Below are 26,031 nucleotides of genomic sequence, written 5' to 3'. Positions count from 1 at the left end.
ATGAGGAAACAGTTCAAATTATGGAAAAGGATCTGTGCAGGGGCAATGGCAGTGGTCATTGTTGGAGCTACACTGATGCCGGGAGTAGAGACTCACGCAACGAGTGCAACGCATTTAGAGGCGGAACAAGAGCCTTTGGAAGCAGAGTCAAAGAAAATATGTGTGATTTCAGATACGCATTATTATCCTCTTAATTATGTGACGGATTGTGAGGATTATAAGACTTACGTAGGCGGGGATCCTAAGATGCTGGCAGAATCGGGTTCTATTATAGATTCTGCCTTAAATATGATTAAGAAAGATAAGCCGGATTTGGTTCTTATATCAGGAGACCTTACAAAAGACGGTGAGAAATTGGGACATCAAAATATGGCAGAGAAATTGCAGACGATTGAAGATGAAACGGATGCAGAAGTATTTGTTATCAATGGAAATCATGATATTTATAATTATCAGGATTCTTGTACGTTTGAAAATGGAAAGAAAGAAAAAGCAGAGACTACAACTCCGGCAGAATTTAAAGAGATTTACAGTCAATTTGGTTATAACGGAGAGTACGATGCGCAGTATTATACGCCGCCGGTTGGAAAAGAGGCAGGAGGTCTTTCCTATTCCGTAACATTTGGGGATTACGTGATTATTGGAATTGACTCGGGAAGATATAGTCCGGATGCAGATACGGGAATGGACACAAATGAACATATTACGGCAGGAAGAATTGATGCATCGTTACTCCCGTGGGTAGAAAAGCAGGTAAAAGATGCAAAGGAAAAGGGTAAGACAGCGATCGGATTGATGCATCACGGATTGTTACCGCACTTTTCAAAAGAAGCGGAACTATTAAGTGAGTATGTGGTAGATGATTGGCAGGAGATGGCAACGACACTGGCTGATGCAGGAATGCGTTACATCTTCACAGGACATATGCATGCAAATGATATTGCGGAGTATACAACCGTCAGCGGTAATAAGATTTATGATCTTGAGACAGGGTCTTTGGCAGCTTATGGTTCTCCGGTACGTACCGTAACCATTCAAAGGGATCAGATGATGACGGATCGCTCAACGCTTCAATTAGATGAGACATTTCACGTAAAAAGTGAAAGCGTGAAGTCGATTCAATATAATGGAGAGACGATAGCGGATCTTCAGGACTATACGATGAAGAAGCTGTATCCGGAAACCCTATTTAGCAATATGGCAGGCGGAATGTTAAAGCCAATGATTCAGGATGTTGCAAATGTGGGGATTCGGAAGTATCTGGCAGAAAATCTTCCGGAGGTAGATATTGATTCGATTGTATTAGATACGGTGCGGGAAGCACTGGCAGGAGGAATGACACTGGAGCTTGGATCTGGTATCGGGCGTGTTATGATCAGCTACCGTAATGGAGGGATTGAGCTTAAGCCTACGGGAACCGCGGGACTGATCGGAACAACAACCATCAGTGATGCACAGCTTATTCGCGTGGTTGATGACCTTCTTGCCAAGGTGGAAAATCAATATTTGAAAGATCCGAAATACCTGCTTGGGAAAGTGGATGAGATTGTCACGAAAGTGTCAAAATTTGGTGTGGGTTCTTTGGAAGGTCAGGAAAAGACATTATACGATTTCATCGTGCTGCTTCTGACCAGTCATTATGCAGGTGGGGAGAATCCGCCGGAATGGGTGGTAGAACAGGTACTTCCATATCTTAGAAAAGGCGAAGTGATCAAAGATCTGATCGAGATGCTGGTTGGAGATGTTGTTGTAATTATTAATGATCTGGCTTCTAATTTAAACATAAATACAGGCATTGTGTTCAGTGGCCTTTGGAAAACGGCAATTGATTCTCAGACAAATAATGGTAACCTGGCGACAATAGTGGGATTATTTAATCTGGATTTAAAAGAAGTTATCAATGGTTTAATCTCCGAATATATGAGTGATAGCTTTTTGACGGGAATGGGAGGCTTGTTAGATGAATATGCAGCGTCCTTCCTTTATGACACAGATAGTCAGGATGATATTCTGAATGATGAGAACGGAAGGACAATTACTTACTCGACATCGACGCCGGTGGAACCGCAGAAGCCATCGGTGGCAAACGGATTAGCGCCGACTCAGATTACGATGACGCAGGGCGAAGAGCCGGATTCCAGATATCTTCGTTGGTATACGGGAGCTGGAGTGTCGGGAACAGCGGTGGCACAAATAGCGGAAAGTGAAGATTTTGCAAATGCTTCCACATTTACGGCAAGTGTTGAGAAGGTAGTAAAGCCAAAAACACTGTTAAATCTTGGGTTGATGGCAACTTATACGACACAGAAGGCGCAAAAGTATACGGCAAAGCTCACAGGGCTTGAGACGGGAAAAACATATTACTATAGAGTTGGTATCAGTGAGACGGAAAACTATAGTACACCGGTGGCATTTACTGTAAAGAATGAGGAAACATCCGGTTTTACGTTTATTAATGTGAATGATTCTCAGGGAATGATTGCCTCGGATTATGAAACCTATTTGAATACATTGGCAGAAGCAAAGCGTCAATTTGATGGGGCGGCATTTACATTGCACTCGGGAGATTTTGTGGACGATGGAAGCAATGAAGATTACTGGACCTGGGCGTTGGACGGGGTATCAGAATCGGTATCTTATATGCCGGCGGCCGGAAATCATGAAGCGAAGTCCAGCATAGAAGGAATTACAGACCCTAATGCGATTACTTCACATTTTGAAATTCAGAATCAGGATATCCCAGAGCAAGATAGAAGTACGGGAATCTATTATTCCTATGAGTATCAAAATGCGACCTTCATTGTGTTGAATACCAATGACGTGACAAAAGAGGGATATTTGTCGGATGCTCAGTACCAATGGGCTTATGAAAAGGCGGAAAATGCAAAGACGGATTGGAAGATTATTCTGATGCACAAGTCTCCGTATTCCAATGGACCACATGCGGAAGATAAAGATGTGATAGCGATTCGTAAGCAGTTGAACAATCTTGCGGCAGATTGTGATGTGGATCTGGTTTTGTCTGGTCATGACCATGTATATAATCGGACGCCATATCTTTCACAGGGAAAAACACAGCAGGTGAAGACAAGAGAAACGGCTTACCAGGGACATAATTATACGGCTGCGGTAAATCCGTCAGGAACAGTATTTGTCATTGCCGGAACTGCAGGAGTAAAAAATTATGTACAGACGCCGGTATCTACCGTGCCAAGTGAGAAGACATTCCAACAGACATGCCCGGTATATGCAGGAGTTACAATTGATGGTGGAAAGTTATATTACAGAGCATATCAAGTGAAGGATGGAGTGTCTGAGTTGGTAGACTCTTTTGCTATTGATAAATCAAAAGAGACAGAAATTCCGGAATGGGAGAAGGTCAAAGATATGATTACAGCGCTTCCGGATATGCCTACGTTAAAGGATGCATCTGATATTGAATCTGCGAGGGCGGCATATGATGAGTTAGGAGAAGAAGAGAAAGCGCAGGTGCCGAATGTAAATCGATTACTGCAGGCAGAGAAAATCCTTCATGCATTGCAGAACATTAATGGCAAACAGACCATGAGCGTGAATAATAAGTCTGATTTTGTGAATGCATTGAATAACCCTAACGTAGGAACAATCATAACCGGTGGTGCTGAGATTGAGTTTGAAGTTATTAAATGGTTCCAGGCAAAAGAAAACAAGTATGATATCACAAGAGATCTTCGGATCATGGGAAGCTCAAAGTTGACCTTTGTTAGCTTTTTGGTGAAGAATGGAGCGACACTGATCTTAGATGGAGATGTTGCCATTGATGATACGAGAGCACAGGGCTCCGTATACGAATCCTTGAATCCGGTCGAGGTCTATGGAAACTCTACGTTGATTACAAGCGGGCACGTGGCAATGCGGACTGAGTACGGAACGGGAGGCGGTGAATCCGGTATCTGTGTAAAGCTGACAGAAGAAGGAAGTAAGGCAATTTTAGGAAGTGATGGAAGTTATTGGGCAGCAGAGTCGGCTGTGTATTCCTCCATCGGCAATACGGAAGTGATCATAAATGACGGAACCTACGAACGGAAAAATGAAAACCATCGCGCAGTAGATTCTCAGGGAAGGATAGAGGTTAACGGAGGTACCGTTCGAAATCTTTGGTGTAAAGGAAATCTATACATCAATGGAGGAACCTTTGATAATGGAAGCGTTTTGAATCCTCAGATTCCAGTGGATATCGAAGGAAATGCCTACATGACAGGAGGAACAATTATACCGCACGACGGAAATGGAGTGAAGCTTAGATCTAGCGGGAAATTGCATATTCTGACAGGGACAGTTGGAAATGTAGAGATTGGAAATGCACAGCCCCATGTGGGAGTGGTGACAACTTCAAATTACAAAGATATTGAAGTTCGCTATCACAATATCAATGGTTCGGGAGATATGGATGGAATCTATGAAACTGCGGCAGCTGCTAGTACGGTTGAGAGCTTGGCAAATGCAGGCGGCACGAAGTTGGAAGGAAGTAGTGCAAAAGATGGCTTGATGACAGGTGTGTTAGGAGAAGGAAACCATCATGTATACGGAAAATATTATCTTGCCGGCGGAGGCAAGACTCCGGCAACTGGATTTAGTGTAGACGATGGTGGAGAAGCAATTGTGTATGGGCATACAAGGTTTATAGAGAATCATCCGGTGACCGGAGCAGTGATTGAAGGAGAAGATACTAGATTGGTACAATACCGAGAAGGTGCTGAAATTAGATTGAATGGTTATACACTTCCTGCCAATGCGTTTGATAATGCGGTGAAATGGACATCGGATCCGGAAGAGGTGGCAAGCGTAGATCGTGGAAAAGTTACATTGAAGAAGACGGGAACGGCAAACATAACGATGACGTCTCAGTCTAACCCGAGTTATTTTGATACGGTAAAAATACTTGCAGTAGATCCGAAGATTCAAGGGGATGATGTCTTGGAAGGAGATGATTCTCCAAAAACATATACGTTAGATTTGAAGGCGGAAGGAATTGGAGAAGAGGATCGTAAACGGATTAGTTACAAATGGTCCGTCGATGATTTATCAATTGCGACCATAGATCCGGATACAGGTGTTCTTACTAAAGTTGGACAGGGAGTAGTTCGTGTAACGGCACAGCTTCTGTTAGATGGTGTGGCAACAGACGTGAAAGTTAGCAAAGAAGTGTTAGTAAGAGATATTGTGTCAGTAGAAATTACGTGGGGGGATATGGAATACACCTACCATGAAGGTAACTGGAACAAGGATACACATCAATATGATGGACAAGGCTGGACGGCTGATGTAAGTAATGGAGATCAGATTCATATTAGAAATACAGGAAAAGCAGCCATCAAAGCAGGATTTGGATATGAGGCCGGGGAAGGATTTCAATCGATCAATGGAGAGTTTTTGAAAGACAAGAGTCCGATTACGGCAGCTACGCTTCAACCGGAAGAAGAGACTAATGTGCAGCTCCTTCTTAAAAATAAGCCGGATCGTCATCTAACCAAAGAAGCGGTGGGAAGAGTTACGCTTACAATTAATCAGGAGAATAGAAGGTAATGAAGAACGGAGAAACGAATGAACAAGAGTGCTTAGGCGCAAAAAGCGCCAAGAGCACACAGAAGAAACATAAGATGTGGATAAGGATTCTTTTTATCATATTATTGTTAGGCATAGGAATTATGGTGGCTTTATATGTGAAAAGAAGCAATTCGGAAGATTTTGCCCCGAAGGTGGATCAATCGGCAGAACAAATGGAAGGTGCAGAAGATAAGATGGATGCGCCTAAGGGCGGTGGTGCAGTGAGTTTGACATACTCTACGGTGGTGACAGTGTCTATGGAGGATCGAACAGCTCAGCTTCTATTTGAAAATCCATCGAAGTCAACCAAAGATACCTCGCTTCAGTTAACTGTAAAAGGACAAAATGAAGGAGAGGAATTATTGCTTGCAGAATCAGAACTAATACCGGCAGGGTACAAGCTTACTCAGATGAATTTAAAAGATAAGATAGATTTGGACCCGGGGAAATATGAGGGCAATTTGAAGGTGTTGTACTATGACAGTGAGAACGGGGAAAAAGAAGTGGTAGACACGAAAATTCCCGTTACATTAACCGTGAATAACGGAAATTAGAAATGGTTTCCGTTTTCAATATAGAAACTAATCAAAAGGAAAACTATGAGGTAGTAAAGGAGAAAAAGAAAATGAAAAACAAAAAATTAGCAGCAGTAGCAATGACAAGCATGATGGTATTGGCAATGGGGACAAATGTATGTGCAGCATCTCCGATTGAAGAACTACAAGGAACCGATTCCAAAGAAGTAAAAGCAAGTTATGAAACAAATCACGAAGCTGAGACTGTATATAGTGTGGATATTGTGTGGGGCGATATGCAGTATAAGTATACGATCGATTCTGAAGGAACCTGGAATCCAGAGAATCACAAGTTTGAAGGAGCATCCGAAGCAGGACAGTGGTCTTGTAATGAAGGCGCCGACAAGGTAAAAGTAACGAATCACTCCAACGCAGCAGTTAAAGTGGCATTCAGTTATGCGGCAGAGGATGCATATAAAACAATCAATGGTAATTTTAACAAGAATGAAGTGAATCTTAAAACAGCAGAAGGAACAGAGGTTGGAGAAGCACCTGCAGATGAAGTACAGCTTACATTGAATGGAACATTAGATAAGAATGTAGAACAACCGACAAAGATTGGTACCGCGACTGTTACGTTAAATGCAGCGCAGTAAGGGAAGCGAGCAGATGAAGAGAAAGACGATTACAACGATCTGTTTGATGTTTCTTCTATTTATCTTTGGTATGTCAGATGTTTCTGCGATGGAAAATGTTGGCGGAAGCAAGGCTGTAGAAGGGCAGAAAGTCTTTTCTTTGGGCGCGCATACATATATCAGTGAGATTGTGGATGGACATGCAGTAGCTGTTGCGGGAGATGCCGCGCGGTTCGAGCTAGAAGGGGAAGGCTTGGATGGTCTGTACCTGTGTGTCATTGAAATAAAGAAAGGCGAGGATGCCTATCAGTGGCTTGAGAAAGAGCTGGATCGTGAAGGGAAAATGCATGGAGCCTATGCGGTGCTTTTTATGAATGCAAACGGAGAGTATGTTACGCCTGATAAAGAGTTTACTGTGAAGATGCAGGTGACAACAGACGAAGAAAACTTAGAGGTATGGCATGTAGATCCGAATGGAGAGAAGACGGTTCTTCCATCGGCAGGCAAAGAGGGTTTAATTGTTAGTGGAAGAAGGACCGATTATTATGCGGTAGTAGAAGCAGAAAAATCCAGTGGAAGTAAACCAGAGGGCGGTGTCGTTGGAGAGCAGATGTCAGGGAACGGGACACATAGTGGAAAGCCTGGGAAAGTCAAGACTGGGGATTTCAATGAAATCCTTTTATGGGGAAGTCTGGGTGTTCTAAGTATGGTTGGATGTGTGCTGGTACTGAAAAGAAGATAATTGGCAGCAGCAATGTAAATGAAAAACTCTCTACATAGCTTATGAAATATAGCTGTGTAGAGAATTTTTTTCTATAAAAAAGTTGTTACAAAAATGTGGGTAATAGTTTACGTTATCAGAAGGATATGATAAAATTAATTGTTAAATTATCTTCAAACAAAAGAAAGGGGTCGTTATGAAAAAAAGGAAATTTCTTACAGCCTGTGTTTTTGGAGTGGCCTTGCTGCTTGGAAGCTCATTCTATAGCGAAGCGGCAGACGCAGAGGGGAAGAAAGATGCGCAAGAGGTGACAGTTACAGAGTACACAGACGACGATGGTGTAAAAAAGACGATCTTGTGGGTGGATCATATTACTCCGCCGGTGATGAAGGGATCTGATGATGCAAATGCGGATTTTAAGAAAAGGGAGACGGAGCAAGGAGGGCGAAAATATGTTGAATATGTGGCTCCATATGAGAAAAATCATGGTTGGTATGATATAAATAAAACCTTTAGCCAGGATACCTATCTTTGCTTTTCGGCAACTGCATCGAATATGCTTCATTGGTGGATGGATCAGAATTCAGATTATATTGACAAGTACCTGATGATGTATCCGGATTTGCCAAAGCGGGAAGAAATCAAAGAATTGCAGAATTCACCAAAAGGTCAGCATGATAGTAATATCTATAATAGATTTGTAGATCAATTTTCGAACCGGCGTGAAGGGTATTGGCCGGATATTCTTCAGGATCAGTTTATTAATGGATATAAACCCAAAGAGAATGGGGGAACGAATGATCCGGGATGGGATGGACAAAATTTGATTCAAAATGGACCTGTTGCGCGTGGAGGATTCTTTTACAATGTGTTTGGTGTGGATATCTTAACACAGCGGCGCTTTTATGATTATACGGGGACTTATGCGGATTTTTCCAGAGATTTGAAAGAGTTTATCCGACAGGGAGAGTGTGTTTCATTAACTTATGATACGAAAGCAAGCGCCCACGTTGTTACTCTTTGGGGTGTTGAACTTGATCCAAATGGGAATGTATGCGCTGTTTATTTCTCGGATTCGGATGATTCGGATAAAAGTGCGGAGGGAATGCGCCGTTATCGTGTAGTAAATAGAAATGGGGATGCCTATGTGACAACGGATGTGCGAGATGACGGAAGTGGAAGTAAAGTTTCCTGTCTTACAGCACTTTCTACAGGAGAGAGCACATGGAAACAAATAACGGGGCAATCTCAAATTGAAGTAAAACTGGCATGGGAAAATACAGAGCTTGTATATAATGGAAGTTTGCAAAAACCAAATGTTACGACAGAGGATATTCGTAAAGGCGATGATGCACAGTTGCAGGTAGAAGGAGCAGAAAGCATTGTGGGTACGTATACCGCGTCAGCAAAACTGATTGGTAAAGATGCGGATAAGTATAAATTGCCGGAAAAGAATACAAAAGAATTTGTAATTGCAAAATCAGGGACAGTGTTTGATCAGGGAATAAAAGTATATAACGGGTCAAAAGAAACGTTATTCTTTGATTTTAATGATGAGATGACCGTGAATGTTTTGCCGAGAGCAACGGGGGAAAGCCCATCAGAACAGATGCAGGCACCATTAGAAGCAGTGCTTCCAACCAATGGAAAGGTAGTGTTGTATTGTGGGGATCGGATGGTTTCGGAACCTGTTTCCATAGATGGAAACGGAGGTTATCAGCTTACTTGCCAAATCCTGAAGGAAAATTTTCAGGAAGAAGAAAACCAGGTGACGGTGAAATTTTACGGAGATGACAATTTAGCGGATTATGAGCAAACTGTTATGATTCGTGTGACAGGGGATGCCTATTTGCCGGTGGAAGAAATACCAGCATCCTGTGAAACGCAGGGGAAAAAGGCGCATTTTGTTGACCGTGCCGGAAAACTTTACATAGAAGAAAATGGTCAGAAAAAGGAAGTTACAGAAGAGCAGCTTGTAATTCCGGCATTGGGCCATTCTCTGAAGGAAGCATGGATACAAATAGATGGCAGACATTATCAGGAGTGTCTCAATGGTTGTGGGAAACATTTCAATGAGGCGGATTGTAGTGGAGGAACTGCTACAACGACAGAACGAGCAATTTGTGCAGTCTGCGGAAATCCTTATGGGGAATTGCTAGAAGCGCCGGAAAAACCGGAAAAGCCAGAAGTGCCGGAAGTAAATCCGGAGATTCCTTCAGAAGAATCGATTCCGGTAAAACAGGAGCAAGGAAAAGGTGCAGCAAAAGCAGCCAAAACAGGAGATGCTGCTGCAAGTCTAATGTGGCTGCTGTTATTGCTTGGTGCAGGCTTTACAATGAATGTTGTACATTCTAAGAGAAAATAAAAAATACTTATATAAGTAGAATAAAGGAGGAGGGCATCTGCCTCCCATATTAAGGAAGCGTCTAAACAACGGGCGCTTCTTTTTTTTGTGGTGTAGGTTTTTTCCTGCTTTGTGAAAAATAAGTAAAAAAAGAAACGAAAGTTATTTAGTAAAATCCTTAAAATAGACAATTTGTCGGAAAATACTTTCGTGTTTCGTGGATATTGCTAAAGGGGAACCAGGATGATAAGATAAATGCAAAATTAGTTTACTAAAATAATTTCTTAAACAATTTCCGAAATGATTTCCGGAAGGGGGGCTTACGTTTGAATATCAATGATATTGCAAGATTGGCAGGAGTATCTGCATCGACGGTGTCGAAGGTGATGAATGGGAAAGACAATGATATCAGTGAGGCGACACGGATGAAAGTCCTAAAGATCATAGAGGAAGAGCAGTATGTTCCATATTTCAAATATATGGATAAAGAAGGATTAAAGCCGCATGTGATCGGATTGATTATAAGAAAGAATCATAGGGAGCGGGAAAATATCGTTTTACATGTTGAGCAGGCGGCGAGAGCGCGGGGCTATGGCGTACTCGTGAGCTATGTGGATGACATCGACGATATTCAGACATGTGTAAACGAATTGATCAAGAAACGGGTGTCGGGACTGATGATTGATTCGGTGCAAAAGATCCACTGTGGGAAGTTGGACAAGGCGGCCGTCTACTTTACCCAGACGAAGAAGTTTGAGATCAATCAGGGATGCACCTTCTATTATTCTCTGACAGAAGCGGGGAGATTAGCAGCAGATCGCTTGATTGAAGAAGGCCATAAAAAAATTGCATGCATTACCAAGACGGCAGACGAAGCCGTGATAGAGGGCTATAAGCAGGCTTTGCAAAATCAGAATATAAGAGTTCAGCCATTGTGTATGTACAGTGGAGAGACATTGGAAGATATTGAGAAATATGGATTGAATCAATGTATCAGTCAGAATGTGACAGCTATTATTTGTGGCTCGCCGGAAGTGACGTGCTGTGTGTGGAAGATGCTGGAACGGATGAAGATGGTAATTCCAGATGAATTTTCGGTGATTTCTGTAGGCGACGGAGAATTATTAAACATTTTGGGAGATGGAATTACGGGAGTGGAGTTCCCAGTAAAGGATATGAGTTCTCGCATGGTAAAACTATTATGTCGAATGATTGACCAGGATGAAAAAATGCGAGTAACAGAAAAATTTCCACCAAGAACCATAGAAAGAAATAGTATTGTTTCTCCGGCGCGTGAAAAGCAGGGGGACATGATTATTGTAGTTGGAAGTATGAACATGGACATCACCACAGAGGTGACCAGGCTGCCCATTGGGGGAGAGACCCAGATCGCGGAACGGCTATTTGTGTTCCCCGGAGGAAAGGGAGGCAATCAGGCCGTTGGTGCAGGAAAGCTTGGCGGACAGGTACATATGATTGGGTGCCTTGGGCAGGATATGGACGGAAAGCAACTCTATACAAGCCTGTTCGAGAATCATGTTCATATGGACGGAGTGTTGTTTGACAAGACAAGTGTAAGTGGGAAAGCGTATATCAATGTCGATGAAGCTGGTGAGAGCACCATCGTGGTTTATCAGGGAGCTAATAAGAATCTGAACATTGAGCAGATCAAGAGATGCCGGTATTTATTTCAAAAGGCAAAGTATTGTCTGATATCACTGGAAATCCCGGAGGAGGTTGTCGAGTATACGATTAAGACCTGTGAACGCAATCAGGTTCAGGTCATTTTAAAACCTTCAGGAGTGAAAAAGATTAAAAAAGAATTATTATCGGGTATTACCTATTTTGTTCCTAATGAAAAGGAATTGGGCTTGCTGGTGCCGGAAGAAGGAACCATGGAAGAAAAAGTGAAGCGTTTGCGAAACAGCGGTGTGAAGAATGTTATTGTGACCATGGGCGAGCGAGGATGCTATCTGGAAAATGATGAGATGTCAAGGTATTTCTCCGGGTCTGGGTTTGAAGCAATCGACACCACGGGAGGAGCAGATTCCTTCATCAGTGCATTGGCGGTACTTTTAAGTGAGGGGAAAAGCCTGGTTTATGCAATTGGATTTGCAATATATGCTTCCGGTATTACTGTTACAAGATATGGGGTTCAGCCAGCATTGCCGGAACGAAAATCAGTGGACATATTTGAGGATGAAATTATTGAAAAATATAAGCTTGTGGAAGAGGAGAAATAGAACATGAAAAAGATAGTAGTAGTTGGCAGCCTGAATATGGATTCGGTGATAGAGGTAGCCGATATGCCAAAGAAAGGGGAAACGATTTCTGGATATAAGGTGTCGATGATCCCGGGCGGAAAGGGTGCAAATCAGGCATATGCAGCTGGTAAGCTTGGCGGAAACGTTCGGATGATCGGAGCAGTCGGTAATGATTCCTTTGGAAAAAGCCTGAAATCCAATCTGGAAAGTGTGGGCATAGACGTATCCGGTATTGCGGTGCTGGAAGGGGAAACTACGGGGCAGGCCTATATTACGGTGGATGACAGTGGAGAAAATTCGATTATTATCATTGCGGGAACCAATGGACTGGTAGATGTGGAACTGGTTTGGGAACATCGCAAACTGATCGAAGACAGTGATATTGTAATTTTGCAGTTCGAGATACCGTTGGAGGTTGTGGAATATGTCAAAGACATGGCGGTCAAGATGGGGAAAACAGTCATTGTGGATCCAGCTCCTGCCAGAAACGATTTGCCGGATGGTTTTTGGAAAGGGATTCATTATATAAAGCCAAATGAAACGGAGTTAGAGACTTTGGTAGGGAGAAAGCTGACGACGATGGAGGATATCGAAAGCGGTGCAAGGGAAATGTTGGCGCGTGGTGTACAGGCAGTGATCGTGACATTGGGTGGAGATGGATGCTTCTATGTTACAAAGGAAAGGGCAGAATACTTTGCCGCAAATCGGGTACAAGTGGTTGATACCACGGCAGCAGGAGACAGTTTTACAGCTGCGTTTGCATTGGCGCTAAGTGATGGGAAAAGCTGTGAAGAAGCAATTCGGTTTGGCCAAAAGGTATCGTCCTATGTGGTGACAAGGAAAGGTGCACAGACATCGATCCCGACGTTGGAAGATTTAGATAAGTAAGGAGTGGCGAAGTATACAAGGAGGTGATAAAGTGGAAATAAAAAAATTGACAAAAGAATCCATAAGGGAATATGGGAGAATCATTCAAGGGGATTGTTTTGGACCGTTATTCGAGAAGATGCAGTGTATAGAATATCCGGCGGAAGGTATTGAATATGTGATGTCATCGAAGGCCTTAGAGGAAGAAACTATAAAGCAGAAGGTGGAAGAAACAATTTATGGCGGAATGCCGGTGCAGATAGGATATTGTATAGGAAAGAATAAAAGTTTGAATGCATTGGAGTATCATCGTTCTCCGGAAATAAATATAGCGGTAGATGACATGATTCTTTTGCTGGGAAGACTGCAGGATGTGGAAATGGATTTTTCCTATGATACTTCCAGGCTGGAAGCGTTTTACGTTCCGGCTGGCACGGCGGTGGAACTCTATGCAACAACGCTTCATTATGTACCATGTGCGGCGAAGGGGGATACCTTCAGAAGTATCGTTGTTTTACCGAAAGATACGAATCAGACCCTTGCGTTTGAGGTGGAGAGGGAAGGGGAAAATCAATTACTTATGGCACAAAATAAGTGGCTGATTGCCCACGAGGAAGCCGGGATCGAAGGTGCCTTCTGCGGATTGCAAGGAGAGAATATTACATTTTTATAAAAGAGAAGGAGGGAGAAGGAATGGAAAAGATTGAGCAGCTTAGGTGTAATGGAGAAGAGCATCCACTTTCCGTAGAAGACTCAAACATCGTTCTGTCTTTTAAGGCTGTAAATGAAGGAGTTTCTTTAGATACATCAAAAGTGGCGGTGCAAATTGCCGATAGTAAAGAAACCGAAAAGAATCTCATATATCAGGCAGAAAAGTCTGGCGAGGGGATGGTTTCTTTGACCTGCGATGTGAAAGAGCTGAAAGCGCATACGAGATACTATTATCGAATCAATGTATGGAATCAGGACTCTGTAGAAATCGGGTGGAGTGACTGGTCCTGGTTTGAAACGGGATTTTTGGATGAAGAGAAACAGACTTCTTTCATACGGGCGGACTATGAGAAAGAGCGGAAAGAAGAGTCCGAGTGTCTGCTGATGAGAAGAGACTTTGAAGTGTCCGGGAAAATAAAAAGGGCGAAGGTATATGTGACGGCAAAAGGCCTTTATGAATTCCGGATGAATGGAGAAAAGATTGGAAAGGATTATCTGACGCCGGGATTTACGAATTATAAATGTAGAACACAATATCAGGCGTATGATGTGACAAACCAGTTAAAAGAAGGGAAAAATACGGTTGGTTTCATTCTGGGAGACGGTTGGTATAAGGGCTATATTAACTGGAATGAAAAACGGAATTGGTATGGAGATCACAAAGCAGCTTTTATGTATCTTCGGATAGAAAAGGAAGATGGAGATGTCGAAGTTCTTAGAACGGACGAAACATTTACGTGGGCAGTCTCTCCGATTCTTGTCTCAGAAATCTATCATGGGGAAGTCTATGATGCGAGACGTGAAATCAAAGGCTGGGATACGCCGGAATTTGACGCACAGCAGCTATTTCGGCCAGTCCTTCTTGATCGGGATGGCACGGACACCTTGATTCCGACGGAAAATACACCGGTAAGATGTGTAAGAACCTTAAAGCCGCTTCGGATGATTCGGACGCCGAAGGGAGAAACACTGGTCGATTTCGGACAGATTCTTGTGGGAAACGTCCGTATTACGGTATCGGGAGAAAGAGGACAGAAGGTTCACATTAAGCATGGAGAAATGCTGGATAAAGAAGGAAATTTTTATTGCGAAAATATTGCCCCGTCAAAACAGGAAGTGGAATATATTTTAAGCGGTGAGGGAACAGAGACTTATCTGCCACGATTTACGTTTCAGGATTTCCGCTATATTAAGATCCTGGAATTCCCTGGAGAGCCGACGGCTGATTGCTTTGAAGCGGAAGTCTGGTCGTCCTTTGATGAAGAAACGGGAATGTTTCGTTGCTCGGATGAGAAAATCAACCAATTATATCGCAATACCAAGTGGTCACAGAGGGGCAACTTTATCGATGTGCCAATAGCCGGACCGCAGAGAACAGAGAGACTGGGGTGGACTGGTGACGCGCAGATCTTTGCCAAGACAGCCTGCTATCATATGGACGTAAGAAGGTTTTACAAGAAATGGCTGAATGATTTGCGGACAGAGCAATTTTCAACGGGTGCAGTTCCGTGGGTGGTGCCCAATGTATTAGGGGACGAAGAATATGAATGCCTGGACTTCTTCACACCGGTGCAGAAAGATCCGACCTCTGCTGCCTGGGGAGACGCAGCTCTGATTATTCCCTGGGAATTATACCAACAGTATGGCGACAAAGGAGTGCTGGAGAATCAGTACGAAAGCATGAAACGCTACGTTGAGTATATGCGCAATACATCCGGTGGTGAGGCAGTATTTGAAGAAGGCTTCCATTATGGAGATTGGTTCGCCTTGGACGCGTATGAAGGAAGCTTCGTGGGCGCGACGCCGAAAGCATTGATTGCAACCGCCTTTTATGCATACTCGACAGAAATTCTTTCCAAGGCGGCAGGCGTTCTTGGAAAGGAAGCGGAGCAGAAAGAATATCAGGAATTAAGAGAGAAAATCAAAGCTGCCTTTATCAAGAAGTATTGTGATCAAAGTGGCAGAATGACGGTAGAGACGCAGACAGCTTGTGTGCTGGCGCTTCAGTTTGGGCTGATCGAAGAAGCACAGATCCCTGTGGTTGCAGAACAATTGATGGAATACTTAAAAGCAAGAAATGGTCACATTTCTACCGGATTTGTCGGAACCGGATATATTCTTCATGTGCTGGCGAAATATGGGCACTCCAAGATGGCTTACCAGCTGCTATTTAATGAAGATTGTCCGTCATGGCTTTATCAGGTGAACTGTGGGGCAACAACGATATGGGAACACTGGGACGGCTATAAGCCGGACGGAAGCTTTTGGGAGCCGTGGATGAATTCCTTTAACCATTATGCATATGGCTGTGTAGGAGATTTCCTGTATTCGGCTGTTGCGGGAATTGTGCCGGATGAACAAAAGCCTGGCTATCAGCATTTTTATCTGCGGCCGATTTTTACCGATCGTCTGGGATTTGCGGAGTGTTCTTTGGAAACGGTGCGCGGAGAAATCTATGTGAAATGGGAAAAAGAGACGGACGGCTATGCGATAGAGGTAAGAGTGCCGTTCGCAAGTACGGCAACGTTGATTGTACCGGAAGAAGGAAAAGAAACAATAAAGTTACTAAAAACAGGAAATTATAATTTCAAATATAAAGGATAAGGAGAAAGAGGATGAAAAAATTTTTTGCAGACTGGACAAAATTTGAGAAAGGATTACTGATTGTTGCGACGGCATTGATGATCGTGCTGAGTTTTATCTGGAAGGATACGCCGATCGGAACGCTTTCAGCAGTGACGGGCGTGATCTCCGTCGTGCTCTGTGCAAAAGGAAGAGTATCCAACTATGTATTCGGAATGGTGTATGTAACAGCATATGCATATGTTGCGTTCCAGAATAAGCTGTATGGCGAGGTTATGATGAACCTTCTCTACTATGTGCCGATGAACGTGATTGGTTTTATTACCTGGACAAAGCTGGCGAAGAAGAAAGCAGAAAGTGCACAGACTGGAGACGTAAGTAAAGATGTAGAGACAAGACACATGTCTTCCAAACAAAGATGGATGACTTTCGTGATTGCAGTTGTGGTTATTCTGGCATATTGGCAGCTGTTAAAATTCATGGGTGGAAATCTTGCGCTTATCGATTCCTGCTCTACCATCGTATCCATTATCGCAATGTATCTTCAGGTTATGAGATACACGGAAAGCTGGATTATGTGGATCTTTACCAACTTGATTTCGATTGTATTGTGGTTAACAGCGATGCTTACACAGGACAGCAACAACATTACGATGCTGCTGATGTGGAGCGCATACCTTGTAAATTCTACATATGGATATATCAACTGGAAAAAGTTAGAGGCAAAATAAAACTTCCTTCTTATGTAAATAGGGGAGAAAACGGGCGTGCGGAAATTCGGTTCTGTATGCCCGTTTTTTTAATGAATAGAATTTTTACCAAAGTAGGTAGGATATTCTATGTCTTTATGAAGGCGGAATTTGTATGATGCAATAGTAAAAATACGTTGGGGAATGTGACAATACGTGCATACCAATGGGGAAAAGGAGGAAAAGATGTGATTAAGTTACACAACAAGAACCGTTCTCGTGTGGGTGCGGCCGTAATGACAGCAGCATTGTTAATGTCTGGAGTCGGCACTATGGTTGATGTCCATGCAGCGGGGGACCAGATTGGGGTTCGGACTCAGTCGCAGACGCAGATGGTTTCTGATAAGGAAGCTGTCTATCTGAATACCTATGGGGACACTGGCGAGCGCACGCAGAACTTCGATGCAAACTGGAAGTTCTACTACGGAGATGCGGGAAATGCAGAGGGAGCATCCTTTGATGACTCCAAATGGAGAAATGTAAACCTTCCGCATGATTACAGCATTGAGCAGGCCTTTACTACACAGGGTGAGGCGGAGAGCGGATATCTTCCGGGAGGAACTGGATGGTACCGTAAGAAGTTCACTCTTCCGGAGGACGCGAAAGACAAAGTGGTCCGGATTGACTTTGATGGAGTCTATATGAACTCCACCGTATGGGTGAACGGCAAGCAGATGGGAACGCATCCTTATGGATATACCCCATTTTCTTATGACATCACAGAGGCGTTAAAGTTTGGCGAGGAAAATGTGATCGCAGTCAAGGTGGATCACAAGACACCTTCCAGCCGTTGGTACTCTGGAAGTGGTATTTACAGAAGTGTAAACCTTACCGTGACTGACAAGGTTCATGTAGATCTTTATGGAACGAAGATCGAGACACCGGAACTGGCAACAAACCAGGCAGCGGTTAAGACCAACATTAAGACAAGCGTAGCCAATGCAAGCGATAAGGCAGCAGAAGTTACGCTGACACACAAGGTATTCAAAAAAGGCGATGCGTCTGAGACAGCTATCGGAACGGTTACCACAGATCCAGTATCTGTAGAGGCAGGAAAGACAGCTGAGGTGAATGCAGAGTTAACAGCACAGAATCCGGAATTATGGAGCAACACCAATCCGGCACTGTACATCGTAAGAACGGAAGTGAAATCCGGAGAGCAGGTAGTAGATACCTACGATACCGAGTATGGATTCCGTTACTTTAACTTTGATGCAAACAATGGATTCTCTTTGAATGGACAGAACATGAAGCTGAAGGGTGTATGTATGCACCATGATCAGGGAGCGCTTGGAGCGGTTGCAAACCGCCGCGCCATCGAGCGTCAGGTAGAGATCCTTCAGGAGATGGGATGTAACTCCATTCGAGTGACTCACAATCCGGCAGCTTCTGCGCTGATCGAGGTATGTAACGAGAAGGGTATGATCCTGATCGAGGAAGCCTTTGACGGATGGATCAAGCAGAAGAATAGCAATAGTCAGGATTATGCGAAGTGGTTCAGGACTGGCATTGAAGAGGGCAACAAGATCCTTGGAAAGAAAGATGGCATGACATGGGCACAGTTTGATCTGGAAGCAATGATTAAACGTGGCGAGAATGCACCGTCCATCATTATGTGGTCCCTTGGAAACGAGGTGATTGAAGGAATCAGCGGAGAAGCAGAAGGATATTCTAAAGCGGCTTCTGATCTGATTAAGTGGGCAAATGGAACTGGAACCAGCAAGCTGCTAACCTTTGGCGGGAACAAGTTGAAAGGCAATAATTCAACAGAGATTGATATTGCAACTCAGTTAAATGCAGCAGGCGGCGTGGTTGGATATAACTATGCCGATGATTATCAGCTTAAGAATGGTCATAGGGCACACCCAGATTGGAAGATCTATGGATCTGAGACGGCCTCTTCTGTTAACAGCCGTGGGATCTACAATCGAACCACCGATACAGGGCAGACTGCTGATAAACAGTTGACTTCGTATGATGGATCAGCAGTTGGCTGGGGCAAGCTTGCCAGCGATGCATGGTATACTACCATTATCAATGACTTCGTAGCAGGTGAGTATGTATGGACAGGCTTTGACTATATCGGAGAGCCGACTCACTGGAATGGAACTGGATCAGGGGCTGTAGGAAACTGGCCGTCACCGAAGAACAGTTACTTTGGTATTATCGATACGGCGGGATTCCCGAAGGATTCCTACTATCTGTATCAGAGTCAGTGGAATGATTCCAAACATACCTTACACGTACTTCCGGCATGGAACGAAGATGTGGTAGCAAAAGACAGAAATGGAAACGTACCGGTAGTAGTATATTCTGACGCAGCGGCAGTAGAGCTCTACTTTACACCGTCAGATGGCGGGGAACGTCAGAAAATTGGAGAAAGAAAAGAGTTTACTAAAAAGACGACAGATCTTGGATATACCTATCAGATTTATGAAGGAGCAGACAAGGATCGGACAGAACATAAGAACCTGTATCTGACCTGGAACGTTCCATATGCAGATGGAACCATCGAGGCGGTAGCCTACGATGAAGGCGGTCAGGTGATTAGCGATACCTGCGGACGTTCTTCCGTGAAGACAACAGGCGGGGAAGCAAAGCTTGCGGCAGTAGCAGATCGTCAGGAAATCAAAGCGGATGGCAAAGATCTGTCCTACATTACCGTAGATGTGACAGATGCAGAAGGTAACATCGTGCCGGATGCAAAGGACCGCGTAACCTTCAAGGTAGAAGGAGACGGTGTGTTAGTAGGTGTGGACAATGGAAATTCTCCAGACCACGATCCTTATAAAGCAGATAACAAGACTGCATTTAGCGGCAAGGTGCTGGCAATCGTACAGTCTACCAAGCAGGCAGGAAATATTAAGGTAACAGCAACAGCCAAAGGCCTGGAAAGTTCAACGGTGAATATTACGACGACTCCAGCTGGTGAAGGCGGAGAGGTGCAGAAGCAGGCAGATAGTCTGTTCATGTCCAAGCACTATTATGTAAAGGTTGGTAATGTGCCGGAACTTCCAAAACAGATCGAAGTTCGTTATGTAGATGGAAGTGCAGAGAATAAGGAGGTTGTATGGAATGCGATCAGCCAGGAGCAGATCGGAGTAGCCGGATCCTTCGTTGTCAATGGTGTGGTAGACGGAAAGCATAAAGTATCCGTCAATGTAACCATGATCGATCAGATCGGCGGTCTTCTCAACTACTCCGTAACGATTCCAACGGGAACGAAACCGGATCTTCCGGAGACACGTCCGGCGGTACTGGCAAATGGAGAAGTGCTTGACGCAGCCTTCCCGGTAGAATGGGAAGCTCCAGAGAAAGATGCCTTTGCAAAAGAAGGAATCGTTGCTGTAAATGGAAAGGCTAACGTATTGGGTCAGGAGATTCAGGTGACAGCTTCTGTTCGTGCACAGAAAGAAAAGGTTACCATAGGAGCAAGTGTTTCTGACAAGGCTGCAAGGCTGGAACAGGATATTCCAAAAGAGCAGCAGTCTGATACATTAAAAGCGGTGAACGATGGTCAGACAGCGATGGGAGAAAACGGTAGCGGAGGAGCCAATCCGACTGCATGGACTAACTGGACAGCGTCCAAGAATGGTGACAAAGATGCACAGATTGTTATGGGCTATGATACCGCTCAGAGAATCGGTGAGATTACCATTCATTTCGCAAGAAATAATACCGATATCGTATTCCCGGATGCCGGTACGACAGAGATCTATATTGCCGATAACAGTGCAGCAGGATTTGAAGATCCAGGCTGGAGGAAGGTAGAGGCAAAAGAGGTTATCGGTACCGAGAAAGATTATGTAACACCATATACATACAAGCTGGATCAGCCGATTGAGGTAACTGCAATTAAGTTTAAGATTCAGAATAAAGACGTTCAGCTTGGTGGCGGTAAGAAGCCATGTACCGGAATTACCGAGATTGAATTGAAACTGGCTCAGGGTGATTACCCGGTATACAAGAGCGCGAAGCTTGCGAAGTTAAGTGTCAATGGAGAAGAAGTACCAGAATCCGCTTTGGAAGCTGGAACTTACAATACACCGGCAATTATTGCAGATGTAACCTACGAGACATTTGAAAATGCGGCAGTTACAGAGCTTCCGGTGGTAGATAACCGGAAAGTGCTGATTATCGAGTCCGAAGATCATATGACGAGAAATAAATTCGTGATCAATCTGGATCAGGATGGAGAATTAGCACCGGCTGATGATGCCAGAGATTATCCGATCGATAAGATGGGAGTAGAAGCAGCAAGTGCAAATGCTTTAGAAGGCCAGGGAACGGAAGGACCGGCAGAACTTGTAAAAGATAAAGAAGCGAATACCCATTGGCATACAAACTATGACAAGAAAGAAGGGGCAAAGCTTGAGCATCGTCGGATTACACTGTCCGTGGCAGACGAGGATGTAGAAGCGGTAACCTTAGATGCACTTCGTTACTATCCAAGAGTAAAAAATGGAGGAAATGGACGTGTATCTGAATATCTGGTAGAGTATAGTACCAAAGGAACCGATTGGACAGAGATTTCCAAAGGCAACTGGAATACTGATGAAGTAGGCTGGATGCTGGCAGAATTTAATGAACCAATCCATGCGAAATATGTGCGTCTGACAGGAGTTCATACCGTTGCAGATAGTGGAGCGGATGAGCACATGGCGGTTGCTGAGCTTCGTCTTAGAACGGTAAAACAGACAACAGATATCGCAGATGGCGCGAAGATAGAAGCAGCTCCGATTGAGAAGCAGGTAGTTCCATATGTGAATGCTGAGAACCCGGTTATCCTGAAGCCAGAACAGCTTGTTCTGACCAACAAGGAGACAGGCGAGAAGCTTCGTTATGGTGTTGACTACAAGGTAGCTTATGAGAACAATACTGACTTTGGAACAGCAACAGCTGTTGTAACTGGTATTTCCAACTATTCTGGAGAGTTAAGACTGAACTTCGAGATTGAGAAAGCACCTGTTGTATTGGAGACTATTTCCGTTAAGACAGGACCGGCAAAGACAACCTACAAAGTAGGCGAGACCTTTGATCCGACAGGTCTGGTACTGATGCTTGCAAACAGCGATTTGTCAACTGTTGAAGTAGCATACGGTGAGGATACCAAGAACGACTTTACATTTGAGCCGTCTCTTGACACCAAGCTTACCGAGGATATGAGCAAGGTAACCGTAACCTATGGCGGAAAATCTGCAGAGATTGCAATCAGCGTACAGAATGCACCATCACTTCGCGATGAGCTGGGTGAGGCAATTGCAAAGGCGGAGAACATTGGTCCAAATGGTTACACCAAGGACAGCTATGAGAAACTTCAGAATGCATTGAATAGTGCAAAAGCGGTTTATGGAAATGACAAGGCAACAGAAGACGAGATTCAGAAGGCCTTAGATGAATTGAATGCAGCAATGACTGCTCTGAAGCCGGTAACACCGACTCCGGGACCAGGAGGAAGTACAGGATCCGGACAGGGCGGACAGGCTGGAAGCCAGAGTGGACAGAGCGGCCAGGCTGGCAAACCAGGCGTAGCAAAGACGGGAGACGTATCTCCAATCGTTCCGCTGGTATTGTTAGCATTCGGAGCAGCAGGTGTCATCGCAGTGATGATCCGCCGCAAGAAAAACGCGTAAGCGTATAAAACGTGCCAAAAGGCATGAAGTGTGCGAGAAAGCGAAAGCGAGCACAATAGGCTGCTGGGCTTCATAAGAGGCTTGGCAGGATGAAAAAGTAAGAAGAGACCGGGAAAACCTTAGGGATGGGAATCATCTGCAAGGGAGTTCCGGTCTCTTTTTAGTTGGTCTAGCCGCTTGGGCGGTGCTTTCTCCTTTCAGAAAATTCTGTTTTTCTTCTTTCGGGAAGTTCAGGATTGCATTTAAGGTACTTTTTTGCTATACTTTATTTCACATTCAGCAGAAATCTCATTCTGCAGTTATTCTACAGGCCGTAAGGCATCTCATTTCGGAAATTCAGAATCGAAAATTATCCCGTAATGAAAAGACAATTTTAAGTAAGCAGATAAGGAGGGTGCGTTTATGCAAACAAAACTACAGCAGCATTTTCCCATGATTCAGGATCGGGAGGCGATTCTTTTGAAGATTAGGGAAAATCGGACGATGGATGAGGAATTTCAATCCTGGACGGAGGAACAAAGAGAGGAATTTCTGGACTTTTGTACCGGAGTTAGGGGAATCAAGTTCCTGTATGATGGATTTTTCAAAGAGATTTTTGATCCGGATGCGACGCCGGAGCGTCTAGAAGCATTTTTGTCATTATTTCTTGGGACGAGGGTGAAGATATTAGAGGTGCTTCCGCTGGACGGATCCCGAATTGCAGATGAAAGTTCGCTGCTTACGATGGATATGGTGGTGCAGCTGGAGGACGGCGGGATTGTGAATTTAGAAATTCAGAAAATCGGTTATCTGTTTCCCGGAGAACGAAGCGCTTGTTACTCCGCAGATCTGCTGCTTCGTCAATATAAGCGTGTCCGAAGCAGCAGGAGAAAGAACTTCACGTATAAAGATATCAAAGGCGTCTATACGCTTGTGCTATTTGAGAAAAGTCCCAGAATTTTTCATCGTTTTCCCAATGATTATCTTCATTATTTCGAGCAGAAATCCAATACAGACCTAGAGCTTGATCTTCTTCAGAAATATCTTTTTATTCCTTTGGACATCTTTCGCAAAGCGCTTGACAATCGGTCAAAATTCCCACAAAATACAAGTAAAATAAAAGCGGAACAAGATGCGTGGTTAACATTTTTGAGTGTGGATGATCCGGAAAAGATTCTAGAGTTGATTAAGGAATTTCCGCAATTCAGACCGATGTATGAAACTGCGTATCAACAATGCTGTAATGTAGAAGAGGTGATGCGGATGTTTTCAGAAGAATTGTTGGAGTTGGATCGGAATACGACACAGTTGATGATTGACGAGATGCAGGAAGAAATTGAACAAAAGAGAGCGGAGCTAGGGGAGAAAAAGGAAGAGCTGGAAGAAAAGAAGACTGAGCTGGAGGCGAAAAAGGTGGAGCTGAGCAAGAAGAAGGAGGAATTGGAAAAGAAGAAGACAGAGTTGGAAGAGAAGAAGGCAGAGCTAGGAGAGAGAAACCAACAGCTGAACGAGAAAAAGGCGGAGTTGGAAGAGAAGAAGACAGAGCTGGGGAAGAAGAAAGCGGAGCTAAGTGAGAAGAAGGAAGAGTTGGAGGCGAAGAAGGCGGAGCTAGGAGAGAGAAACCAACAGCTGAATGAGAAGAAGGCGGAGTTGGAAGAGAAGAAGGTGGAGCTGAGCAAGAAGAAGGAGGAATTGGAAGAGAAGAAGCAGCAATTGAGTGAGAGGAAAGCTGAACTGGGAGAAAAGACGCAACAGCTGAACGAGAAGAAGGCGGAGTTGGAGGCGAAAAAGGTGGAGCTGGGCGAGAGAAACCAACAGCTGAATGAGAAAAAGGCAGAGTTGGAGGCGAAAAAGGCGGAGCTAGGCGAAAAGACGCAACAGCTGAATGAGAAAAAGGCGGAGCTGGAGGTGATAACACAGCGGTTAGAAGATCAGAAAACAGAGCTAGAGGAGAAGACTCAGCAGTTAGAAGATCAGAAAACAAGATGGGCAGAGAAGGAGAAAGCCTCTGTGCGAAGGCTGTATGACAAATTGCAGAGTGTGGCCGAGGTTGCGGAGATCCTCGGAATGGAAATCGAACAGGTAAAGGTGTGTCTGGGACTTTAGTAATATTCAAAAAGGCGATGACTGGCAGAATGGATTTCTGCGGTCATCGCCTTTCTTCCTATATTAATATAGAAGGAGTGTTAATAGTTTTGTGCATTAGAACTGGTTTTTGTATAAACAAACTGGATTATACGGATATCCGATGCCGTTTTTCTCCACAGTTTCCATACCGTCTAATGCTTTCAATAATGCATCGATTGTCATCGTTACGCGAACTTCTCCGAACTGAAGGGCTCCGGTTGCACGATCGCCGCGACAGCCTAAAGAGACACCCGGTTTTCCTGTTTTCATGGTGTACATCCAGGTGTCTGCACAGTTGGATTCACCACTGAATGGGAAATAGAGTTTTTCGTAATCATTTTCTACGTATCCAGCGAGCAGATGGAATGCTGCCTGAGTAGGAAGCTGCAGAGAGATTACATCGGCCTCTTCGATATCACAGTTGGACAGAGAAGAACATACAATACCTTCGTAAGGGGTCTCTGGAAGGAGTTTTACATTTTCGGCAATGTGTTTCTTTGCGTCTTCCTGCTCATGGTGCCATGGGGGTGGTTTGCGGTAGAGGATACTTCCGTCAAGGTAATCCTGATCAATTGCCATACACCCGTTGTTGATAGCACAGTATGGGCCTGAAAAATGATCTCTTGTAAGACCGAAAGTTTCCTGGAAATAGGCAGCCATACTGATTAACTTACATACAGAAGCTTTGTTCTCACAGTAGCAGATGTCTGGGATCGCATCAAATTCTTCCTGAGTTTTAATAAATTTTATCGCTACAGGGAACTGTGTTGGGCGAAGCCCATACATGATGCGGTCATTAATTTCTTTCCATTCTTGTTTTGTGCGCTTCATAGCTAATACCTTCCTTTGTTTACAATTGTTTGCAGTATATTAATTTTTAGAAGATTCCCCATCCACCAACATTGAAAATGGTTTCACCGCTCATGTAGGATGCGTCATCGGAGGCGAGGAAACATGCAACAGCTGCCTGCTCTTCTGGTTTGGCCATATCCATATGTCAGAAGCGTTGCTGCGTGATGGAAAAGCAGATTATGTTGCGATGGCACGGGCATCGTTAGCGGAACCAAGCTGATGAAGGTGGAAGAGGGAGCTGTTTATGCGGAGAAAGACGGAGAAGCAGTGGAATTTAAACACGTAGACATGGTAGCAAATGCTATGGGTGTAAGAAGTTATAATCCTTTGGAAGCCGAACTTGCAGATTGCGATTGTGAAGTGGTTGTGGTTGGAGATGCCAACAGAACGAAGAATGGCTATCGCAATATGCGCGAAGGATACGACGCGGGAAATCGTATCTAGACAGAACAAATAAAAAAGCAT

At 44.1% G+C, this 26,031-nt stretch carries 15 protein-coding genes; 13 read left to right on the top strand and 2 right to left on the bottom strand.

Going from position 1 to position 26,031, the window contains the following annotated elements:
- The 12 genes from WKT00_RS07960 to WKT00_RS07905 all read left to right on the top strand — a co-directional run bounded on the left by WKT00_RS07960 (position 1) and on the right by WKT00_RS07905 (position 24,693).
- On the top strand, positions 1–5,565 hold the full coding sequence (locus tag WKT00_RS07960; protein WP_340262792.1) for a metallophosphoesterase: 5,565 nt from the start codon (positions 1–3) through the stop codon (positions 5,563–5,565).
- Complete coding sequence (locus tag WKT00_RS07955) at positions 5,565–6,140, top strand: hypothetical protein (protein WP_202031251.1); 576 nt, start codon at positions 5,565–5,567, stop codon at positions 6,138–6,140. The genes WKT00_RS07960 and WKT00_RS07955 overlap by 1 nt, the downstream gene beginning before the upstream one ends.
- 71 nt (positions 6,141–6,211) lie before the next feature.
- On the top strand, positions 6,212–6,757 hold the full coding sequence (locus WKT00_RS07950) for a hypothetical protein (RefSeq protein WP_101695335.1): 546 nt from the start codon (positions 6,212–6,214) through the stop codon (positions 6,755–6,757).
- 13 nt (positions 6,758–6,770) lie between these two features.
- Positions 6,771–7,478 (top strand): hypothetical protein, encoded by a 708-nt coding sequence (locus tag WKT00_RS07945; protein ID WP_101695204.1) that lies wholly within the window; start codon positions 6,771–6,773, stop codon positions 7,476–7,478.
- A gap of 175 nt (positions 7,479–7,653) precedes the next feature.
- Entirely contained in the window at positions 7,654–9,822 is a 2,169-nt protein-coding gene (locus WKT00_RS07940) for an IdeS/Mac family cysteine endopeptidase (protein ID WP_340262783.1), read from the top strand.
- 305 nt (positions 9,823–10,127) lie between these two features.
- Positions 10,128–12,044 (top strand): PfkB family carbohydrate kinase, encoded by a 1,917-nt coding sequence (locus WKT00_RS07935; protein WP_340262780.1) that lies wholly within the window; start codon positions 10,128–10,130, stop codon positions 12,042–12,044.
- A gap of 3 nt (positions 12,045–12,047) precedes the next feature.
- The gene (rbsK, locus tag WKT00_RS07930; RefSeq protein WP_173814802.1) at positions 12,048–12,953 is read left to right on the top strand and encodes a ribokinase; all 906 of its coding nucleotides are present in this window, start codon (positions 12,048–12,050) and stop codon (positions 12,951–12,953) included.
- Between the two features lie 31 nt (positions 12,954–12,984).
- Positions 12,985–13,605: a DUF4867 family protein gene (locus WKT00_RS07925; protein WP_173814801.1), complete on the top strand. Its 621-nt coding sequence runs from the start codon at positions 12,985–12,987 to the stop codon at positions 13,603–13,605.
- Positions 13,606–13,625: 20 nt separating this feature from the next.
- A complete protein-coding gene (locus WKT00_RS07920; RefSeq protein WP_340262774.1) occupies positions 13,626–16,247 on the top strand; it encodes an alpha-L-rhamnosidase in 2,622 nt (873 codons plus the stop codon).
- Positions 16,248–16,258: 11 nt separating this feature from the next.
- Positions 16,259–16,957 (top strand): nicotinamide riboside transporter PnuC, encoded by a 699-nt coding sequence (pnuC, locus tag WKT00_RS07915; RefSeq protein WP_173814799.1) that lies wholly within the window; start codon positions 16,259–16,261, stop codon positions 16,955–16,957.
- A gap of 206 nt (positions 16,958–17,163) precedes the next feature.
- Positions 17,164–22,608, top strand: coding sequence for a sugar-binding domain-containing protein (locus tag WKT00_RS07910; protein ID WP_340262767.1), 5,445 nt, complete (start codon positions 17,164–17,166; stop codon positions 22,606–22,608).
- 402 nt (positions 22,609–23,010) lie between these two features.
- Positions 23,011–24,693 carry a PD-(D/E)XK nuclease family transposase gene (locus WKT00_RS07905; RefSeq protein WP_306346032.1) on the top strand — a complete coding sequence of 561 codons (1,683 nt, stop codon included), beginning with the start codon at positions 23,011–23,013 and terminating at the stop codon, positions 24,691–24,693.
- A gap of 96 nt (positions 24,694–24,789) precedes the next feature.
- Here WKT00_RS07905 and WKT00_RS07900 read toward each other — a convergent pair whose 3' ends face one another.
- Positions 24,790–25,545 (bottom strand): DUF169 domain-containing protein, encoded by a 756-nt coding sequence (locus WKT00_RS07900; protein ID WP_101695197.1) that lies wholly within the window; start codon positions 25,543–25,545, stop codon positions 24,790–24,792.
- A 46-nt stretch (positions 25,546–25,591) separates the two neighbouring features.
- On the bottom strand, positions 25,592–25,702 hold the full coding sequence (locus WKT00_RS07895) for an SDR family oxidoreductase (RefSeq protein ID WP_242962658.1): 111 nt from the start codon (positions 25,700–25,702) through the stop codon (positions 25,592–25,594).
- A gap of 83 nt (positions 25,703–25,785) precedes the next feature.
- Between WKT00_RS07895 and WKT00_RS07890 the strand changes: the two genes are divergently transcribed.
- Positions 25,786–26,010, top strand: a complete 225-nt coding sequence (locus tag WKT00_RS07890) for a hypothetical protein (protein WP_340262755.1) — start codon at positions 25,786–25,788, stop codon at positions 26,008–26,010.
- Positions 26,011–26,031: the final 21 nt, after the last annotated feature.

Origin of the sequence: Dorea sp. ICN-14282 (assembly GCF_037890115.1) — a bacterium.
Taxonomy (GTDB): domain Bacteria; phylum Bacillota; class Clostridia; order Lachnospirales; family Lachnospiraceae; genus Dorea_B; species Dorea_B phocaeensis.
Note: the sequence above shows the minus strand (reverse complement) of the source record. Positions and strands in the feature narration are given on the sequence as shown.

What these genes read in the sequence shown, in the direction of transcription:
- WKT00_RS07960 (WP_340262792.1), top strand. Translation starts at nt 1, where the DNA reads ATGAGGAAACAGTTCAAATTATGGAAAAGGATCTGTGCAGGGGCAATG.
- WKT00_RS07955 (WP_202031251.1), top strand. Translation starts at nt 5,565, where the DNA reads ATGAAGAACGGAGAAACGAATGAACAAGAGTGCTTAGGCGCAAAAAGC.
- WKT00_RS07950 (WP_101695335.1), top strand. Translation starts at nt 6,212, where the DNA reads ATGAAAAACAAAAAATTAGCAGCAGTAGCAATGACAAGCATGATGGTA.
- WKT00_RS07945 (WP_101695204.1), top strand. Translation starts at nt 6,771, where the DNA reads ATGAAGAGAAAGACGATTACAACGATCTGTTTGATGTTTCTTCTATTT.
- WKT00_RS07940 (WP_340262783.1), top strand. Translation starts at nt 7,654, where the DNA reads ATGAAAAAAAGGAAATTTCTTACAGCCTGTGTTTTTGGAGTGGCCTTG.
- rbsK (WP_173814802.1), top strand. Translation starts at nt 12,048, where the DNA reads ATGAAAAAGATAGTAGTAGTTGGCAGCCTGAATATGGATTCGGTGATA.
- WKT00_RS07920 (WP_340262774.1), top strand. Translation starts at nt 13,626, where the DNA reads ATGGAAAAGATTGAGCAGCTTAGGTGTAATGGAGAAGAGCATCCACTT.
- pnuC (WP_173814799.1), top strand. Translation starts at nt 16,259, where the DNA reads ATGAAAAAATTTTTTGCAGACTGGACAAAATTTGAGAAAGGATTACTG.
- WKT00_RS07905 (WP_306346032.1), top strand. Translation starts at nt 23,011, where the DNA reads ATGCAAACAAAACTACAGCAGCATTTTCCCATGATTCAGGATCGGGAG.
- WKT00_RS07900 (WP_101695197.1), bottom strand. Translation starts at nt 25,545, where the DNA reads ATGAAGCGCACAAAACAAGAATGGAAAGAAATTAATGACCGCATCATG.
- WKT00_RS07895 (WP_242962658.1), bottom strand. Translation starts at nt 25,702, where the DNA reads ATGGCCAAACCAGAAGAGCAGGCAGCTGTTGCATGTTTCCTCGCCTCC.
- WKT00_RS07890 (WP_340262755.1), top strand. Translation starts at nt 25,786, where the DNA reads ATGAAGGTGGAAGAGGGAGCTGTTTATGCGGAGAAAGACGGAGAAGCA.